Annotated in this window: 20 protein-coding genes and 1 tRNA gene; 9 read left to right on the forward strand and 12 right to left on the reverse strand. The window is 34.8% G+C overall.

Annotated elements, in window-relative coordinates:
* Positions 1-262: 262 nt before the first annotated feature.
* From tpx to ACZ0AH_RS17085, 9 genes are all read left to right on the forward strand, one after another.
* Complete coding sequence (gene tpx, locus ACZ0AH_RS17045) at positions 263-760, forward strand: thiol peroxidase (RefSeq protein WP_463476992.1); 498 nt, start codon at positions 263-265, stop codon at positions 758-760.
* An 8-nt stretch (positions 761-768) separates the two neighbouring features.
* Positions 769-1,143, forward strand: coding sequence for a diacylglycerol kinase family protein (locus ACZ0AH_RS17050; RefSeq protein WP_463476993.1), 375 nt, complete (start codon positions 769-771; stop codon positions 1,141-1,143).
* 18 nt (positions 1,144-1,161) lie between these two features.
* Positions 1,162-3,615, forward strand: coding sequence for a DNA translocase FtsK (locus ACZ0AH_RS17055; RefSeq protein WP_463476994.1), 2,454 nt, complete (start codon positions 1,162-1,164; stop codon positions 3,613-3,615).
* Positions 3,616-3,688: 73 nt separating this feature from the next.
* Positions 3,689-4,315 (forward strand): outer membrane lipoprotein periplasmic chaperone LolA1, encoded by a 627-nt coding sequence (lolA1, locus tag ACZ0AH_RS17060; RefSeq protein ID WP_463478116.1) that lies wholly within the window; start codon positions 3,689-3,691, stop codon positions 4,313-4,315.
* A gap of 9 nt (positions 4,316-4,324) precedes the next feature.
* The gene (locus ACZ0AH_RS17065; protein WP_463476995.1) at positions 4,325-5,782 is read left to right on the forward strand and encodes an LptF/LptG family permease; all 1,458 of its coding nucleotides are present in this window, start codon (positions 4,325-4,327) and stop codon (positions 5,780-5,782) included.
* 2 nt (positions 5,783-5,784) lie between these two features.
* Positions 5,785-6,918 (forward strand): 3,4-dihydroxy-2-butanone-4-phosphate synthase, encoded by a 1,134-nt coding sequence (gene ribB / locus ACZ0AH_RS17070; RefSeq protein ID WP_463476996.1) that lies wholly within the window; start codon positions 5,785-5,787, stop codon positions 6,916-6,918.
* Between the two features lie 3 nt (positions 6,919-6,921).
* Positions 6,922-7,311: an acyl-CoA thioesterase gene (locus tag ACZ0AH_RS17075; RefSeq protein WP_056188847.1), complete on the forward strand. Its 390-nt coding sequence runs from the start codon at positions 6,922-6,924 to the stop codon at positions 7,309-7,311.
* Between the two features lie 160 nt (positions 7,312-7,471).
* Positions 7,472-7,559 (forward strand) — tRNA-Ser (locus ACZ0AH_RS17080).
* A 260-nt stretch (positions 7,560-7,819) separates the two neighbouring features.
* Positions 7,820-9,040 carry a site-specific integrase gene (locus tag ACZ0AH_RS17085; RefSeq protein WP_463476997.1) on the forward strand — a complete coding sequence of 407 codons (1,221 nt, stop codon included), beginning with the start codon at positions 7,820-7,822 and terminating at the stop codon, positions 9,038-9,040.
* A 121-nt stretch (positions 9,041-9,161) separates the two neighbouring features.
* Here ACZ0AH_RS17085 and ACZ0AH_RS17090 read toward each other — a convergent pair whose 3' ends face one another.
* From ACZ0AH_RS17090 to ACZ0AH_RS17145, 12 genes are read right to left on the reverse strand one after another with little or no spacing between them, the layout of a single operon-like run.
* The gene (locus ACZ0AH_RS17090) at positions 9,162-9,452 is read right to left on the reverse strand and encodes a helix-turn-helix domain-containing protein (RefSeq protein WP_315246572.1); all 291 of its coding nucleotides are present in this window, start codon (positions 9,450-9,452) and stop codon (positions 9,162-9,164) included.
* A gap of 39 nt (positions 9,453-9,491) precedes the next feature.
* Positions 9,492-10,040, reverse strand: coding sequence for a hypothetical protein (locus tag ACZ0AH_RS17095; protein ID WP_463476998.1), 549 nt, complete (start codon positions 10,038-10,040; stop codon positions 9,492-9,494).
* On the reverse strand, positions 9,973-10,257 hold the full coding sequence (locus ACZ0AH_RS17100; RefSeq protein ID WP_463476999.1) for a hypothetical protein: 285 nt from the start codon (positions 10,255-10,257) through the stop codon (positions 9,973-9,975). The genes ACZ0AH_RS17095 and ACZ0AH_RS17100 overlap by 68 nt, the downstream gene beginning before the upstream one ends.
* A gap of 14 nt (positions 10,258-10,271) precedes the next feature.
* Positions 10,272-11,330 carry a hypothetical protein gene (locus tag ACZ0AH_RS17105; RefSeq protein WP_463477000.1) on the reverse strand — a complete coding sequence of 353 codons (1,059 nt, stop codon included), beginning with the start codon at positions 11,328-11,330 and terminating at the stop codon, positions 10,272-10,274.
* Between the two features lie 6 nt (positions 11,331-11,336).
* Positions 11,337-12,134, reverse strand: a complete 798-nt coding sequence (locus ACZ0AH_RS17110) for a hypothetical protein (protein WP_463477001.1) — start codon at positions 12,132-12,134, stop codon at positions 11,337-11,339.
* A 28-nt stretch (positions 12,135-12,162) separates the two neighbouring features.
* Positions 12,163-13,008, reverse strand: coding sequence for a conjugative transposon protein TraN (gene traN, locus ACZ0AH_RS17115; protein ID WP_463477002.1), 846 nt, complete (start codon positions 13,006-13,008; stop codon positions 12,163-12,165).
* Positions 13,009-13,026: 18 nt separating this feature from the next.
* Entirely contained in the window at positions 13,027-14,265 is a 1,239-nt protein-coding gene (traM, locus tag ACZ0AH_RS17120) for a conjugative transposon protein TraM (protein ID WP_463477003.1), read from the reverse strand.
* 49 nt (positions 14,266-14,314) lie between these two features.
* Positions 14,315-14,809, reverse strand: a complete 495-nt coding sequence (locus ACZ0AH_RS17125; RefSeq protein WP_463477004.1) for a hypothetical protein — start codon at positions 14,807-14,809, stop codon at positions 14,315-14,317.
* Between the two features lie 11 nt (positions 14,810-14,820).
* Positions 14,821-15,444 carry a conjugative transposon protein TraK gene (traK, locus tag ACZ0AH_RS17130; RefSeq protein ID WP_463477005.1) on the reverse strand — a complete coding sequence of 208 codons (624 nt, stop codon included), beginning with the start codon at positions 15,442-15,444 and terminating at the stop codon, positions 14,821-14,823.
* A gap of 17 nt (positions 15,445-15,461) precedes the next feature.
* Positions 15,462-16,658: a conjugative transposon protein TraJ gene (gene traJ, locus ACZ0AH_RS17135; protein ID WP_463477006.1), complete on the reverse strand. Its 1,197-nt coding sequence runs from the start codon at positions 16,656-16,658 to the stop codon at positions 15,462-15,464.
* A gap of 12 nt (positions 16,659-16,670) precedes the next feature.
* A complete protein-coding gene (locus tag ACZ0AH_RS17140) occupies positions 16,671-17,306 on the reverse strand; it encodes a TerB family tellurite resistance protein (protein ID WP_463477007.1) in 636 nt (211 codons plus the stop codon).
* Positions 17,303-17,932, reverse strand: coding sequence for a hypothetical protein (locus tag ACZ0AH_RS17145; RefSeq protein WP_463477008.1), 630 nt, complete (start codon positions 17,930-17,932; stop codon positions 17,303-17,305). The genes ACZ0AH_RS17140 and ACZ0AH_RS17145 overlap by 4 nt, the downstream gene beginning before the upstream one ends.
* Positions 17,933-17,944 lie beyond the last annotated feature (12 nt).

A 17,944-nucleotide genomic window follows, 5' to 3' on the forward strand; every position in this document is an offset into this window, starting at 1 on the left:
CAACAAAAATATCTATTTTAATCTGATTAAAAACAGGATTAAAAAAATCAGGTATTACCACTTACAATATACAAACCTGAATTCCTTCAAATTATAACCAAATTGTTTCAGCTTAACTGTGTGTTTCTAAATTCTTACGTATAAAATTCCGAATTTCAGCTTGTCTTAAAACTCACCTAATTCTGATCACAACCCGTAACAAATACTTTTAGATTCAAATTTTAATCCTTACTTTTGAACCTCATTAATTTAAACAAAAATCATGGCTTCAATAACATTAGGAGGAAATCCTATTCATACTTCGGGAGAATTACCAGCAGTTGGATCTCAACTTGCTGATTTCAAATTAGTACAAAACGATTTATCAGTAGCTTCATTAAGCAACTTTGCCGGTAAAAAATTAGTTTTAAATATTTTTCCAAGTATTGATACGGGAACTTGTGCAACTTCTGTTAGAAAATTCAACGAAAGTGCAAGCAATCTTGAAAATACTACTGTTTTATGTATTTCAAGAGATTTACCATTTGCTCAAAAACGTTTTTGTGGAGCCGAAGGTTTAGAAAATGTAGTTAACTTATCTGATTTTCAAGCTGGTGATTTTGGTAAAACAAATGGTTTAGAAATCGTTGACGGGCCTTTGGCAGGTTTGCATTCAAGAGCAATTATTGTAGTTGATGCTAACGGAAAAATTACACATACGGAACAAGTTGCTGAAATTGCAAACGAACCAAATTACGAAGCAGCTTTAGCAGCACTATAATACTATAAATGGAATTTCAAAAAGATAATACTTTTGTTACAGGCCGATTAAAAAGCATGACTTATGCTTTTAATGGAGCTGTAAAATTGATAAAAACAGAACACAGCATTATGGTTCAATTTTCATTGGGAATTTTGATGACTATTGCCGGGTTCTATTTTCATATTTCACAAACTGAATGGCTTTGTCAAACCTTAGCAATTGGTTTAGTTTTAGCTATTGAAGGATTAAATACTGCTGTTGAAAAAATAGCTGATTTTATTCATCCTGATTACAGCAAACGAATCGGATTTATCAAAGATATTGCTGCAGGAGCAGTATTTTTTGCTGCAATGACGGCAATAGCAATAGGCTTGATTATTTATATACCCAAATTTATATAGGCAATAGGAAACGCAAGAATGGCAAAAACAACCAAAAAAGAAACTGTAAACAAAAAAAACGAACCAAAAGCTGAGAGCTTAAAATCTTGGAGACCTAATAAACAACAACGTTTTGTTTTAGGATGCCTTTTGGTACTATTTTCTATTGCATTATTAGTTGCATTTATTTCTTTTTATGTAAACGGACAATGGCAGTTAGACCAAAGCGCAGTCAGCCAGCTTGGTGATCGTACGGAAGAAGTGCAAAACTGGCTCGGAAAATTCGGGGCTTATCTTGCTGATTTAATTGTATACAGAGGTTTCGGAATTGCTTCTTTTATATTAGTTCGTTTATTTTTCCTTACGGGAATGTTTTTAGCTTTGGAATTATCACTGAAAAAACTAAAAAACATCTGGTTTTGGGATTTATTTGCCATTATTATTGTTTCTGTTCTATTTGGATTTTTCGCCACTTCAGCACCTGAATTAGGCGGAACTATTGGTTATGAACTGAATTTATTCCTGCAGGATTATATTGGAAAAACAGGAACTTTATTGACGCTGCTTTTTGGATTAATTGTGTATTTAATTTTCAAAATCAAATTATCTCCGGAGAAAATTCAGTCTTATTTTGATTCGACTAAAAAAGAATTCAAGTCGGAATTAGGTTCTTTAAAAACGCCTCAGCAGCCTGAAAGCGCTTATAATCTTGAAGAATTTGCTATTGAAGAAGATGAAGATCCTGAATTGGATAATATTCATTTAAAAACAGAAGATACGCAATTCGAAATCAACAAAGAAGCTTTAAAACCAACCATTTCAAATTCATCTGAAATTGATTTGAATCCGATTTTAAAACCAGTTCAAATGAATGTAAATCCTGTATCGCAGCCTCAGGTTCATACAGAAGAATTTGTTATTGAAAAAGCCGAAGAAGAAGATATTATCGAAGAAAATCTGGCTTCTCGTTTAGTGGCTGATTTCGGATTATTTGATCCTACTTTGGATTTATCCAATTATAAATTTCCAACAATCGATTTATTAAAAGAATATTCGACTGGCGGAATTACGATTAATCAGGAAGAATTAGAAGAAAATAAAAACAAGATTGTAGATACACTTCGTAACTACAAAATTGAAATTGCCCAGATAAAAGCAACCGTTGGTCCATCTGTAACTTTATACGAAATTGTACCGGAAGCGGGAATCAGAATTTCTAAAATTAAGAGTTTAGAAGATGATATTGCTTTGTCTTTATCTGCATTAGGAATTCGTATTATTGCGCCAATTCCCGGAAAAGGAACAATTGGTATCGAGGTTCCAAACAAGAATCCTACGATGGTTTCTATGAAAAGTGTTATTGGTTCTGCGAAGTTTCAGGAAGCTGAAATGGAATTGCCAATTGCGTTAGGAAAAACCATTTCGAACGAAACTTTTGTTGTCGATTTAGCCAAAATGCCTCACTTATTGATGGCGGGAGCTACAGGACAAGGAAAATCTGTTGGTTTAAACGCTGTTTTAACGTCTCTTTTATACAAAAAACATCCTGCGGAAGTAAAATTTGTTTTGGTTGACCCGAAAAAAGTAGAGCTTACATTATTCAATAAAATTGAAAGACATTATTTAGCCAAACTTCCGGATGCAGGAGATGCGATTATTACAGACAATGCAAAAGTAGTGAATACTTTAAACTCACTTTGTGTCGAAATGGATAATCGTTATTCATTGTTGAAAGATGCAATGGTGCGTAATATCAAAGAATATAACGATAAATTTAAAGCCAGAAAATTAAATCCGGAAGCGGGACATCGTTTTCTACCTTATATTATATTGGTTGTCGATGAGTTTGCCGATTTGATTATGACTGCCGGAAAAGAAGTCGAAATTCCGATTGCGCGTTTGGCTCAGTTAGCCCGTGCTATTGGTATTCACTTGATTATTGCAACACAAAGACCATCGGTAAACGTAATTACCGGTTTGATTAAAGCGAATTTCCCTGCAAGGATTGCATTTAGAGTAACATCGAAAATTGACTCGAGAACTATTCTTGACACACAAGGTGCCGATCAGTTAATTGGTCGTGGAGATTTATTATATACCAACGGAAATGATGTCGTTCGTGTACAATGTGCCTTTATTGATACTCCTGAAGTCGAAAAAATCACTGATTTTATTGGTTCACAGAAAGCATATGCTACGGCTTATTTGCTTCCTGAGTTCGTTGGAGAAGAAACTGGCATTAATCTTGATATGGATATTTCCGAAAGAGATACTTTATTTAGAGAAGCTGCAGAGATTATTGTCAATGCGCAACAAGGTTCAGCTTCATTATTGCAAAGAAAACTAAAATTGGGCTACAACAGAGCCGGTCGTTTGATCGATCAGCTGGAAGCAGCAGGAATTGTTGGACCATTTGAAGGCAGTAAAGCAAGAAGTGTTAACATATCTGATTTAAGTGCTCTTGATCAATTTTTTAACAATGAACAAAATTAATCCCATCATGAAAACAAAAATTCAGGAAATCAGAAACAATTCTATCACAAACATGACTAAAAAGTGTTTTCAAATGGCAATTTTATTGCTTTTGAGCTTCACTTCTATTCAGGCTCAGGATAAAAAAGCCAAAGATTTATTGAACGAAGTAACTGCAAAAATAAAAAGCTACGACAACATCGTTATTGACTTTAAATATTCTTTGAATAATGCGAAAGAAAACATTAATCAGGACAGTAAAGGAAATGTAACCATGAAAGGCAATCAATATGTATTGAATTTTATGGGTGTTACTAAAATATTCGATGGTCAAAAAACCTATACTATTGTTCCTGAGGACGAAGAAGTTACTGTTTCTAAAGTAAATGAGAAAGATGATACTGCTATTACGCCATCAAAAATGCTTACTTTCTTTAATTCAGGCTACAAATACAACATGGATATTGTGCAAAATGTGAAAGGAAGAAAAATTCAATACATTAAATTAGCACCAACAAATACAAAAGACCAAAGAAAAGAGATTCTTTTAGGTATTGATGTTCAGACTAAACACATCTATAATTTGATTGAAACTGGAAAAAATGGAACAAAAACCACTTTAACCGTTAATTCTTTTAAAACCAATCAGCCTTTGTCAAAAAATCAATTTACCTTTGTAGCGAGTAAATATCCAAAGTACTACATCAATAAATTAGATTAAATTACAAGGTTGAAAATTTTAGACAAATACTTACTAAAAACATTCCTGATTACATTTACTACGGTATTTGTAATCCTTTTTTTTATATTCATACTTCAAACTGTCTGGCTGTTTATTTCTGAACTTGCAGGTAAAGACCTGGATTTGATCTTGGTTGTAAAATTCCTTTTATTCTCAATGCCCCGAATAATTCCGTTGGTTTTGCCATTATCGGTTTTATTGGCTTCAATTATGACTTTTGGAAACTTAGCTGAGAATTATGAATTTGCGGCTATGAAATCATCCGGAATATCGCTGCAAAGAGCGATGCGGGTTTTAATTGTATTTATTTTTGTTTTGAGTATTGTGGCGTTTTGGTTTGCTAATAATGTGATTCCGTACGCTGAATATAAATTTGTTAATTTCCGAAAAAGTATCGCTCAGGCTAAACCTGCCATGGCAATTGCCGAAGGTCAGTTTAATGATGTAGGCCTCTATAACATTAAAGTAATCAAAAAATCAGGTGAAAACGGAAATATATTAACCGGAGTTACAATTCATGAGAAACCCAATAATATGGGCGAAAACAAAACTGTAATCAAAGCTAAAAACGGAAAGTTAATCAGTAACGAAAAATCAAGTATTTTAAAGCTGGTTTTAAATGATGGTTATTACTATCAGGATGTTACACCAAAAAAATATGAAGATCGTGCGAAACTTCCGTTTATAAAAGGAAAATTCAAAAAGCAAATCATCAATATAGACTTATCCGAATTAAACAAAACCGATGACGATAAAGAAAGCATAAACGGTACAAACGCCATGCTTAACGTTAACGAATTGCGTTATACTTTAGACTCGTTAAATAAAAACCTGAACAATGAAATTGTTTCTTTTTCAGAAAATATAAACCAACGCGTTGGGCTCAGAAAATCTCCTATACCAATAAAAAGCGATCCTAAAAAGAAAAAGCCATTACCTAATGATCTTTTATCTTTATTTAAGAATCAGGAAAAGTCAGGAATTCTAAAAATGGCAAGCAGCAATGTTACCAGCAACGTCTACTCTATCGAATCTACTCAAAAAGATTTAAAAGACAAACAGAGAGAAATTAACAAACACTTAAGCGCTTTATACGAGAAATTCGTAATTGCTTTTGCTTGTTTCTTAATGTTTTTTATTGGCGCTCCATTAGGCGCTATTATTCGAAAAGGAGGATTGGGACTGCCTATTGTATTTGCGGTTTTAATTTTTATTACTTTCCACTTTATTAATACTTTTGGAAAAAGACTTTCACAAGAAGGCGGAATGACTCCATTTATGGGATCATGGATGTCGTCCTTTATATTATTGCCATTGGCTGTTTTATTGACGTATCGTGCAACAAACGATAACGGATTAATAAACTTTGACGCCATTACTACTCCAATATCACAACTATTTCAGAAAATTTCCGAGCGATTTTTTCCTGCTCAAAATCCACAATAATTATGTCAACAACAAAAATACAATTGAATACCATTGAAGAAGCTATAGAAGATATTCGTCAAGGTAAAGTTATCATTGTAGTCGATGATGAAGATCGCGAAAATGAAGGTGATTTTTTGGCTGCAGCCGAAAAAGTAACACCTGAAATGATCAATTTTATGGCTACGCACGGACGCGGATTAATTTGTGCTCCACTAACAGAAAGCCGTTGTAAGGAATTGGACTTAAGACCAATGGTTACAAACAATACAGACCATATGGAAACTGCATTTACGGTTTCTGTAGATTTAAAAGGACACGGAGTAACTACAGGAATCTCCGCAGCAGACAGATCTAAAACCGTATTAGCATTAACAGATTCTAATGTTAAACCACATGAACTAGCAAGACCCGGACATATTTTTCCGTTAGTAGCAAAACAAGGCGGTGTTTTAAGAAGAACCGGTCACACAGAAGCTGCTATCGATTTTGCAAGATTGGCAGGATTTAAATCAGCTGGTGTTATTTGTGAAATTTTAAATGAAGACGGAACTATGTCCCGTTTACCGGAATTGGTAAAAGTGGCTCAGAAATTTAATTTAAAATTAGTTTCGATTGAAGATTTAGTTGCTTACAGAATGCAACACGACAGTTTAATCGTTAAAAAGGAAGATTTTGATATTGAAACCCGTTTTGGAACTTTTAGATTAAGAGCTTACGAACAAACGACCAACAAACAAATTCATATTGCTTTAACAAAAGGAACCTGGAATCTTGGAGAACCAATCTTAACCAGAATCCACTCTTCGCAGGTAAATAATGATTTATTAGGAACTTTAACCAACAATGCTGAACAGCAATTAGACGGCATGTTTAAAGTTATTAATGAAAACGGAAAAGGGGCAGTTGTTTTTATCAATCAGGATATGCAGGCCGTAAATTTATTAAGCCGTATCTCTGAACTTAAAACGTTACAGGCAGAAGGTACAATGAAAGCACCAAAAGTGGTCATTGACAGCAAAGATTACGGAATTGGAGCTCAAATTTTACACGATATTGATATCTCTAAAATTAGATTAGTATCGAATACCGAGCAAACAAAACGTGTTGGTATGATTGGATACGGACTTGAGATTACTGAATACGTAAGCTACTAATTTATGGGTACATTAGAAGAAAGAATTATAAAATCAGAAACACATATTTTTAAAGCCGTTTTTCCGAGTACAACAAATCATTACGATACTTTATTTGGAGGAACTGCGCTTCATCTTATGGATGAAGTTGCTTTTATTTGTGCAACGAGATTTAGCCGAAAAAAGGTTGTAACAATTTCGACTGGTCAAATTGATTTTAAAAAAGCAATTCCAGCCGGAACTTTAATCGAATTAGTGGCAAAAGTGATTAGCGTTGGAAGAACAAGCTGCAAAATTCATGTTGATATCTTCATGGAACAAATGTATTCAGAGCTTCGTGAAACGGTAGTTTCAGGAACTTTTTCGTTTGTTGCAGTCGATGAAAATAAAAAACCAGTACCGATTTTAGACTAAGATCGTAATTTAACGTAAAAATGTTCTTTTAGTAATTACTGATTATGAAGCACTTGAAAATTAATTTAAAATAATCAGTAAAAAAGCTTAAAAAAAGTTTTGAGAACCGAAAAAGCGTCTTATATTTGCACTCGCAATCAGCAAATGATCGCAACATACTGGAGAAATGGCAGAGCGGTCGAATGCGGCAGTCTTGAAAACTGTTGACTGTAACAGGTCCGGGGGTTCGAATCCCTCTTTCTCCGCCAGTAGAAGTTTCAAAAGAAACTTTAAAAGTCAAAACCCTTTAAATACTAGTATTTAAAGGGTTTTTTGTTTTTTGTAAGTTGTCAAAAAACACATATATTATCAAAGTACGGTGACCCTATGAGTGACCCCTATTTTTTTTCGCAAAAAAAAGCAAAAAAAGGGTCACTAAAAAAAGTGAATTGCCCGGGAATTCCTTGAAAACACTATAAACTTTCAGCGATTTTAAATCAATTTGATTATTAATTTAAAATTGTGAGTTATGTTAAAAGTAATTTTTTATCTCAAAGCAGGTAAATTCAACAAAAGTGGAGAATCTCCAATTTATGCCCGTATTTCGTACAAGAAACAATCCATAACCATGGCCGTGGGTAAATCGATCTTAAAAGAGAGATGGCAGTTTACCGACAACCTAAGAAGTGTTCTCAAGCTTGAAAAAGAAAAGGTAATCAAGAATGCCCTGGATCTTTTTCTTCTTGGTATGGAGAAGAAGTTCAATGAACTTCTTAAAATCGATCCCGATTTTTCATTACAATTACTCAAAGATGAATTTAAAGGAGAAACAGCCGTAAAAGAAGATGGTGTGAGCCTAATCGGAATTATGAACAGGCATAATGAGTTCTTTAAAAGAAAGGTCGATGCCGGAGAGCGATCAAAGGCGTCCCACCAAAAATATGAACGTGCAAAAGATTTGCTTATCACATTTATGACAAAGCAGTATGGAATACACGATATTTCTTTGCCTGAAGTGAACAGTGCCTATGTTTACAATCTTGAGGCTTTTCTTAAATATGACAGCAGCTTTAAAGGCAAAACAGGCATTCAAAATAACTCAGTAGTCAAATACATGCGGATGTACAAAACAGCATGTAAATACAGCATCAGAATGGGAATAATAGAGAAAGACCCTTTTAGTGTTTATGATGGCAAACTACATGTCACTGATGCTATATTTCTTACTCAGGAAGAATTAAACTTAATTGAAAACAAAAAATTTTCAGTTAAGCGCCTCGAAAAGGTTAAAGATGTCTTTCTTTTTAGCTGTTACACCGGTTATGCACCTGTAGATGCCGCTAACCTTACCTTCAATAACATATCTTCGGATGGGAATGATAATCTTTGGATCATGACCAATAGAGCCAAAACAGCAATTAGAGCAAATGTCCCTATCCTTCCTCCCACCTTGGTGATTATTAATAAATACAGGAACATGCAAATTGGACTGATCCCAAAATTATCAAATCAAAAAATGAACGCCTATCTTAAGGAAATTGCTGATTTGTGTGGTATTGATAAGCACCTCACTTGGTATGTTGCAAGACATACATTTGCAACAACAGTAACTTTAGGAAATGGAGTAAGAATAGAGAATGTTTCGGCAATGATGGGACATACTAATATTAAACAGACCCAGCATTATGCTAAGGTACTGGATATAAATATCATGGAAGATATGTCAAAATTAAAACAAAAGTACACTTGAACAATTAGTCAGTTAAACATTGACTACTATTAAAAAAGGCAAAAGGATTCAATTGTGAATTCTTTTGCCTTTGTGTTGAAATAGTATATTATTTTGTTTGCAGATGTACAATCAATAATGATCACGGCTCGTTTTCGCTAAGTATTTTTTCTATTTTGCTTGATTCATATAAGTATATATCACCTAATTTAGTATAAGGAAGTATACCCGTTTGACGGTATTTAATGATTGTATTATTTGAAAGCCCAAATATTTTCTTTAAATCTTCATTTCTATAATATCGTAAACTGTCTTTTGTATTGTTTCCTTTTATTTTTGAATCTATTTTTTCCAGTCTGGCATATAAAGGATCTAGCAATTGTTTGATTGCTACTATATAGGACATTTTTGTTTTATTACCTTCTTTAGACATAATAGTTAATTTTTAGTATTGCATTTTAAATGATACAGATTACCAGCAAATTAATTTTTCTCTCCGTTTTTCAAGTATAACAATAATATTCTCAAGAAATCTTATTTGCTTGTCTTTATAGGTAAATCCTTTTGACTCAGAAAACTGTTTACTTATTGTATCTATGTTTGTTTGAAGTCCTGAATCTCCTATATATGTAAAATTATTTTCTATAAAAAACTGAATTTTGCTTCTATTGCACTTTTGATTTCTATCATCAAAAAATAAAATTTTCTCATCCATAAGAATATAAAAAAGTTGTGCCAAATCGCTCTTGTTGAAATTAGAACTGCACTTCTCTTGCGCTAAGGCATTAAGTGACGAATTCCTTTTACTAAGGTTAGGTTTATTTTTTTCTAAAAACCTTTCTATTTCTTGCATCCTCTCATACAATTTTGAAACCGCATCGGGAAGTTCTTCAAAAGCAAACTTCTTCATAACATAAACTTTTTTTTGCAATTTTACTTCTATATCAAGGTCACTAAGAATTGAAATAAATCGTACTCCTTTGGTTTCTATTCCGCTTAGGCAGATAACTAATGTAGCCATACTCATTTAGCTCACGAATGCATTTATGGTAGGTTACAGGCCCCGTGATCTTCGCTAACTTCATGATTTCAGATCTATAGACCTTAATAGGATTTACAAAACCCTTTTCCGTCCTAAATTGAAGCAATGCAGCATATATACCAATATGCGTAACGCTAATACGATAATCTTTTTCTATTGCCTTAAAGAAATCCGATAAAGGTTTTAGTGTTTTCATTATATTTTAGTTTGTCAGCTTATACGCATACTATTCCTTTTCGAATGGTTCACCTGCTGGCTCTCATTCGTTTTTTGTATTTGTTTTACAGTTTCCATTGTTTTATTACCCAATGCCGTAGGGAGGGTAATTTTTCTCGAATGCTCATCATAAATGTTTACCGATTTAAACTGAGGATTTGCTTCAATATAAAATCGATATTCATTTCCATTTTTAAGCAAGGTTACGGGCAGCCGATTTCCTTGTTTTAAGTCATCCTTTAATTTATCAGCTTCATTTTTATTTGATAATTCCTTTAAAGGAAGCTGCTGTACTGTTTTATCAAGATCATAACCGTATCCGGAATGAAATTCTTTGATACGATGATTTCCACTTGCGTCTTTGTCATTAAGATCTAACTGTATCCAGGATTTTTCTTTTTGAACTGCTCGACCCGCTAACAAATTATAAGCCTGTTTTGTGTCAACAGAGTTCCTTTCCTGTAATTTGAAATACTGGCTTTTATTTTCTTCAGGTTTTAACTCATTATGCAGACTAGCTTTATAACCTTCAAATTGATACTGTCCGCTTTGGTCTTTAACAAACGACAACTCATGATCCAGTCGTTCTTTTTCGTTGACGTAATAGGAAACCGGAATAGTAAATTGCTCATGACCTTGTTTGATTTGTTGATCAATTTGATTTGATAAATCTCTAAAACCAATACGCTGCACTTGATCGCACAGCGCTTGGTTATTCTTCTGCTCTTCTTTTACATCCTTACGCACTGCAATTTGATCTATAAGCGGTGCGACAACTAGTTTACGAATGAGTCTTACCAATAAATTAGGATAAAGCTGTTTTAGAATCTTGTCCTTTTCCTGCTTGAGCATCTGCAAAGCAAAACGTTCCTCAATATTTTTACTGCCCTTATACTTTGTTCCAATTCGCTCGTAATGATGCAGCTTTTCTTTGATCAGTGACCTATTATTGGAAAGACTAAAATTAAACAGTTTACTAAAACGCTCTTCCCTGGAGCGCCACTGGTTCAATTCCATCTCTACTCTGTTTATGGGAAGTTGTTCGTTCATCATTATTGATTACATGGATTGACTTTTCTTTTTCTTCTTAGCTTCCTTTGGCACTTCTGGTCCATCATCATCGGCTGTTTGGTTTTGCTTTTTACTGCCCTGTTTTTCGGAAGTTTGCTGAGTTTCGGATTGCTTTTCTTCTTTAGACTTACGATTATCAATACGTTGCAAATTACTGTCATATACATTAATTGTCTTGAATTGTGGGCTGGCTTCAATATATTGCTTAATCTCATTTCCTTCTTTTTGGAAAGTAGCGGATTGCAGGTTTCCCTTTTTCAAAGAATTGATTAAGTCTTCTTTGTATTTTGGGGTTTCCAATTCTTTAATCGGATGTTTGGAGAGTGCTGCTTCTAAATCATAGCCGTAATTCTGATGGTAATGGTTTAGTTTAAAGTTTCCATTAGATTCGGATTGCTTAAAATCGATTTGAACCCAAGAATTGTAAATTTCTCCCTCTTTATTGGTAAGATCTTTATTTACTGATCTGCCTTCCATAAGATTGTAAGCTTCTTTCATGGTTATGTTGCTGCCTTTATTGATATAAAAGGTTTGCTCCAAATTTTCTTTAGAATTCTCTTTTTGCAATTCCACTTTATAAGAATTAAAGAAATACAGGTCACTTTCTTTTGACTTATTGAAATTTAATGTAGCTGTAGCAGTATCATTACCATATTGCGCATTATGCGTCAAAGTGAAATTAGGTTCTTCCTTTTGCATTTTTTCTTTTAATTCAGATTCAAGCATTTCACCGAAACCGGTATACTTAATTTGATCTCTTAAGTATTCAAAATTTTTCTCGTTCATGATTTCAATTTTTTAATTATTAAATAGTTTATAATTTTGGAAGTACAGTAACCTGTACCAGTTTTGTATTCTTGACATGTTCTTCTAGATGTCTGCCGCCATTTTTCTCCATTAGCTGTATGGCTAAATATTTTTTTTCCGGAATTGTAAATTTTGGCAGCGCAAATACAAATATGTTTTCTGCTTCAGCTTCAATTTTATCAATATCATTCAGAATATAAATGGGCGTAATTTCAATCTCCTGAGAAGCGGTACGTTTTACTTTTTTTGTATCACGAATAAAAAAACGAAGCTGATCGATTTCATAATTGATTTTAGAACTGTTGGTTACTTTTATCCTGTAATACATTACTTCGTCACGAATAAAAATTCCGTTGAGCCTAAAATCAATATCGTATTTACTTGCCCTTTGACCTCGGAGCTTCTTTTTGTTGTGTAAGGCTAACTTTGAATATTCCTCAATATCCTGATTATTAATAATTTCATCTGAAAAGTAAATTTCCTGTCCATCGGGCTTAGTTTTATTCAATGTAAGATTCAGCTGTGGATACTCTTCATTGTAATCCAGTACAAAAGAATAGAGTTTACCATCTGCAGTCACCACCGTAAGGTTGGTCTGGAAAAATCCCTTTTGGGCCGCCTTAACCTGAAGGATATTTTCAAGACCTTTCGCTTTTTGTACCAGTATATCGGGACTTCCTTTATCGACGCTTTTTATGGCAAAAGGAAATACAAGATGGGTCGTTTTTGAATAGGCTATCATTAAAGAGTCCGATTCCGTTTTGGATAAATGGTTTTTACTTGATTGCTGTGCTAATACACCGATGGTCATAAATAATAAATAACTCATCACCAATAGTTTAAAATTTTTCATCTGTATCATTTTTAGTTTTTAATTAGAATCATTTTGTTTCTGTTTTTCATCACGCAGCAGTACTTTATATCCCGCTTTTACAACTACTTTAACTAGTTTTACTTTTTTACTTAGCAGGCTTTTAGCCGCTTCAATTCCCGCTCCAGCTGCCTGAGCTCCCCAGGAATCGTCTAGTGATGCAACTCCTAAAGTTTGCATGGAGCGATCAGCGGATGTTTTGGCGACATCACGATTAATGGCTCCCGGAATATATATACCAACAAGTCCATCCATGTCGTAAACAGACAAATCCACCGGAAATAAGGAGTTGTTGTATCTGATACTAGTAATGTTAATAGTTAATCGTTCTCCTTTTAAGGAAGCTGTTCCAAACAAAAAATTGTCTTTTGGAACTTTAATGCCATTTATGAAAATGTCGTTGATGAGTCGGAACTTAACTGTAGCTCCATTTACAATAGTTTGTGTTTCATGAATAATGGCTTCTACGGCATTCTGCATTAAATCATCATTTTCTAGTTCGTCTAAAGGGTAAAAACCATTCTGTTTATACTCAGAACTGTTCATTGTTTTGTTTTGTAAAGAAGAAACAGGATCTTCATACTCCTTGGTTGAAATAGTAAAGACTTGTCCACGCTGAGCCTCGGACGCTTTTTTCAATTTTTCCTGTACCCTGTTTGGATGTTGGATATCCAAAATACTCTCCAGCATTCCACCGAGCTGCTGCAGTTCCGGATCCTGACCTTCCTGCTCTTCATTCATGGATTGCATCATTTGTTCGAGCCTGTCCACATCATTGGAATGCAGCGAGGTTTCATTCGATTTTGCAATTTTTACATAATCTTTATTTTGCTCCGGAACTGCTACTGGTGTATTTATTGCTTTTTGCAATGCTTCCAATTTTTGATGTACTTTTTCTTCGTTTGGATCGCGATAAACAGATTTATTTAAACCATGTCGCTCTTTTCTCTGAGTAACAGCACTGCTGTCTTCGGTTGAATCAATCTGAAAAGACTGGCTCAAATAGTTGGGATCTTTTTTGATAAGTTCATCAAGCTTTGCTGAATCAAGTGCAGCCAGATCATAGTAATTCATTTTATCGAGCGGAAGTCCTTCTTTCAGGTTCGCATTGGGAAGTTTTAGATTAAAACCTTTTTGCTGTGGTGCTGCTGAGTTGGCAGCATCCATTTTTCCACCGCCCAATGCCCAAAATAGGGCTGTTAGAAATGGCAACGCCAATATTGGCAGTACCAAGAGCATCTTACGATGCTTTAAGGCCTTTAATGATTTTGTGTTTTGTTCCATGATATTAATTTTTAAGATGTGAGTAATAATAATTTTCTATTATTGTTAAACTGTCCAGAAGTCCGGGACGATTTAATACAATGCTGTCATGCGTTTTTTTTCCTGTCGGACTGCGCTCCAGACTATCCATATACCGACGGAAACTTGTAATTTTTTCAAATTCAGTTTCGCTAATAATTGTATTGAGTTCAAGAGGCTTTTCTTTTGTGGGTATCAGATTGGTTGGTTTGGTAATCGGGGTTACTGTTATATTTCTATTTTTATTACCTGAAAAACTATTAACGATCAGGTATATACTGCAGCCAGTTGTAAATACTGTAAAACACAACAGAATCACAATCCAGTTATGGCGTGTAAAATGAGCTGTTTTGCGTTCCAGCCAATTGGCGCATTTATACTGAAATCGCAGATTAGCCTGATCAAACTTTTTCCATAGATTATTTTTAGCAGTTGCAAGAGCATCGCTTTTTTTGCTATTTCGTTTAGAAGTGAATTTCATGATGTGCAGCTTTATTGTTTTCTGTTTTCGGTACTTATGTCCCGATTCTCAATAGTATTCCAACGCTCGATTAAAAAGCCATGAGGGTTGTTGTCACTTCTTGATACGTTACGAAGGTTGCCTTCCGTAATAAGGTTTCGATGCGCAATACTGGTAGTACGAATGATATTTTGAGTAGCATAACATCGGAATCCATACGGATAGTTGTTAAGGTCAATAGTCACACTGTCAATCTGTATCGTCTGGCTGACATTCCCTGATATGATACCGGAGTAATAACCGTTTTCCATTAAATCGTCATAGACCCGTTTGGCACTGTCATCCGCCAGATAAAGAGCCTTTGTTACATTGCTTTTAATGACTTTATCATCCGGGTCAAGTGTAAAAAACAGCTTATGAAATGTCTTTACATGATCTCTCGCTTCTACAGGAATGTTATCTTTTCGATCCGAAGCATAGGCTTCGAGCGCTTTTCCGTTAGCCAGTATATATACCTTATTTTGCATTTGTGATACCAGCGAAAAACTCTTATAAAGTGAAAAACAGCTAATTAAAATACATCCTATAATGACCAGCAGGGTAAAACTGCGAACATGCCGAAAGGCAGTATCAATATTTTTCATTTTGCTAAACATAAACTTTGAATTTAGGGTTAAGATTTACCTTTTAATTTATCAGCCATATAATTGTCCTTGTCCTTGAAGTAAGGCGCAGAATTTCCGGAATCTGACATGCTTTGATACATACGACCGGCAGCATTCCCCATTGCATCCGCTACCATTGTAGTCCCTTGAGATGTAGTATTGACAACGGAAGTTGTAGAATTACTAAACATGCTGGTTACTTTTTGTCCAAGTGCACCGCCACCTCCGGCATGAACAATGTAATTGGCAACAGAAGGGACAGTGAAATAGCCTATAATCCCAATAATCATAAAGACCAAATAGGCAACATCAGTCCTGCTAAAGAAAGTATCTCCATATTCTCCAGCTTGTGCAATATCAATTTTGAGCATATTCTCCTGAATTTTTCCAATGATGCTTCCAAATATGTTAGCCACGGGAAGCCACAGATAGATATTGATGTAACGTGCGAGCCAGACGGTAAGGGTGTGTTGAAAACCATCGAAGACCGAAATGCCAAAAACAATTGGACCTAAAATAGAAAGTACCACCAATTGAAAAGTCCGCAGTGTATCGATGCACAGGGAAGCAGCTTCAAATAATACACGCAGTACCTCGCTCATCCACTCCTTTACTGAATTGCGAAAATTATAAGAGGCTTTGCTCATGGCAAATTTGATATCATTTCCAATACCATCCAGCATCCCCTGCCCACTTGGATCTGCATCATCATGAGTATAGCGGTACCATTTATCCTGATCACCAGTTCCTGTCGAACCAACATACATTTTCCATGGATCTGTTTCTTTGAGTGCTTCTTCTTTTTCTTTAAGCAGTCTTTCAATCGCTTTGTTCGATCCTTCCACCATTGCAGCAGTTGCTGTAACGGTAGGTTTCATAACACCATTAATCATATAGAGGACAGAGGGAAAAATCATAATACAAAATCCAATAACAAAGGGACGAAAGAGTGGATAGAAGTCGATGGGTTCAGCACTGGCAATATGTCTCCAGACTCTTGAGGCGATATACCACATAGCTGCAAAACCGGCAAGTCCTTGTCCAACCCCAATCAGATTACTGCATAAAGGCATCATTTCATCATACAATTGTTCCAGTACACTATGCAGGCCGTTCATGTCGTCTGCAATTCCTTGTGCCTGGATCGTAAACGGTAATATCATTGCAAGAAGAACAAGTATTATTTGCTTATTTATCTTTATCATAACAGTGGATATTTAGTTATTTAACTTATAAATACTGCGCATTGCCTGCGTATCATTATGCTCTTTTGCACGCTGTAAAGCCAGTACAGTCGTATTATTGTTGAAGTTTCTCAGGAACAAAAGTTTGTCCTGCATATCTGCATATATTTTGTCAATAGCGGCCAGCCTTTCATCATCAGACATTCGCATTTTATTTGCGGTAATCACAGAGGTCAGTTCATCAAGATTTCTAAGACTTTGCTTAAAAAGATTATTGTATACCCTTTCGAAATAGGCAATTTCTTCAGCATTAAAATTTTTACTGTCCCTAAAGCGGCTAAAAGCGGACTTGTATTCTTTTACTAAGAGCACTTGATAATTCACAATGTCACCAATACGCCTGTAATTCTTAACTGTGGGGCTAACCTGCATGAGCGCATCAAGAAATGTTTCATGAAGGTTGAAATTTCCTTCAGACAAATCTTTTACTGTATTATAACCTCCACTTAGTATTTCATAGCCCTTTTTCATATCCTTTAGAATCTGTTTGAACTGGGCCAACTTCTCTATGTTCAAAATCAATTGCTGGATTTCCTGTTTTTGGGCTATTATCGGGGACGGAAATAGCAATCCGATAAACACAATTCCTATAATCAGTAATTTTTTCATGGCAAATCAGTATTAATGCCGTTTACGACACGGCTGTTTTTTGCTTCTTTCAATTCGGTTGCTTTTGATACAACCAGTATTTTAGTTTCATTACTGAAGCTCTCAGAAAAAGCGTAGTTATCCAGCATATTCTGGTAAATCATATCAATGCGTTTCATTCGTTCATCATCTTTCATTTCTAAATTTCCGTCCGTAACGATTGTTAGAAGCTCATCCAGATTGGTATCACAATTTTTGATTAACCTTTCAAAGACCCTTTTGATATAATCGACTTCATCTCCATGAAACAAATCATCCTGCCGGATTTGCTGATGCAAGCTCTTGTAGCTTTTCATGATTTTTGTCTGGAGCCCAATAATTTCTGTTACCCTGGCATACTTTTTTATTTTGGGATTGACGACCTTGAGGGAATTCAGGTAATCGGTATGAAGATTAAATTCTCCACGTTTGAAATCTCCTATGGTATTGAGTCCTTTTTTGACTGCCGAATAGCCTTTTTGAGCATATCCGATATAGACTTGCAGGGCTGCTATTTGCTCTAAAAGCATCCTTTGCTGTTTTGCCTGTGCATGAAGATTCCCTGTGATCAGTGCAGTAAAAAGCACTAGTAAAAATATCTTTTTCATGATTTTATTACT

This window comes from Flavobacterium sp. AC105 (assembly GCF_979258495.1).

Coding starts and splice junctions, on each gene's coding strand:
- tpx (WP_463476992.1), top strand. CDS start 263: ATGGCTTCAATAACATTAGGAGGAAATCCTATTCATACTTCGGGAGAA.
- ACZ0AH_RS17050 (WP_463476993.1), top strand. CDS start 769: ATGGAATTTCAAAAAGATAATACTTTTGTTACAGGCCGATTAAAAAGC.
- ACZ0AH_RS17055 (WP_463476994.1), top strand. CDS start 1,162: ATGGCAAAAACAACCAAAAAAGAAACTGTAAACAAAAAAAACGAACCA.
- lolA1 (WP_463478116.1), top strand. CDS start 3,689: ATGGCAATTTTATTGCTTTTGAGCTTCACTTCTATTCAGGCTCAGGAT.
- ribB (WP_463476996.1), top strand. CDS start 5,785: ATGTCAACAACAAAAATACAATTGAATACCATTGAAGAAGCTATAGAA.
- ACZ0AH_RS17075 (WP_056188847.1), top strand. CDS start 6,922: ATGGGTACATTAGAAGAAAGAATTATAAAATCAGAAACACATATTTTT.
- ACZ0AH_RS17085 (WP_463476997.1), top strand. CDS start 7,820: ATGTTAAAAGTAATTTTTTATCTCAAAGCAGGTAAATTCAACAAAAGT.
- ACZ0AH_RS17090 (WP_315246572.1), bottom strand. CDS start 9,452: ATGTCTAAAGAAGGTAATAAAACAAAAATGTCCTATATAGTAGCAATC.
- ACZ0AH_RS17095 (WP_463476998.1), bottom strand. CDS start 10,040: ATGGCTACATTAGTTATCTGCCTAAGCGGAATAGAAACCAAAGGAGTA.
- ACZ0AH_RS17100 (WP_463476999.1), bottom strand. CDS start 10,257: ATGAAAACACTAAAACCTTTATCGGATTTCTTTAAGGCAATAGAAAAA.
- ACZ0AH_RS17105 (WP_463477000.1), bottom strand. CDS start 11,330: ATGATGAACGAACAACTTCCCATAAACAGAGTAGAGATGGAATTGAAC.
- ACZ0AH_RS17110 (WP_463477001.1), bottom strand. CDS start 12,134: ATGAACGAGAAAAATTTTGAATACTTAAGAGATCAAATTAAGTATACC.
- traN (WP_463477002.1), bottom strand. CDS start 13,008: ATGAAAAATTTTAAACTATTGGTGATGAGTTATTTATTATTTATGACC.
- traM (WP_463477003.1), bottom strand. CDS start 14,265: ATGCTCTTGGTACTGCCAATATTGGCGTTGCCATTTCTAACAGCCCTA.
- ACZ0AH_RS17125 (WP_463477004.1), bottom strand. CDS start 14,809: ATGAAATTCACTTCTAAACGAAATAGCAAAAAAAGCGATGCTCTTGCA.
- traK (WP_463477005.1), bottom strand. CDS start 15,444: ATGTTTAGCAAAATGAAAAATATTGATACTGCCTTTCGGCATGTTCGC.
- traJ (WP_463477006.1), bottom strand. CDS start 16,658: ATGATAAAGATAAATAAGCAAATAATACTTGTTCTTCTTGCAATGATA.
- ACZ0AH_RS17140 (WP_463477007.1), bottom strand. CDS start 17,306: ATGAAAAAATTACTGATTATAGGAATTGTGTTTATCGGATTGCTATTT.
- ACZ0AH_RS17145 (WP_463477008.1), bottom strand. CDS start 17,932: ATGAAAAAGATATTTTTACTAGTGCTTTTTACTGCACTGATCACAGGG.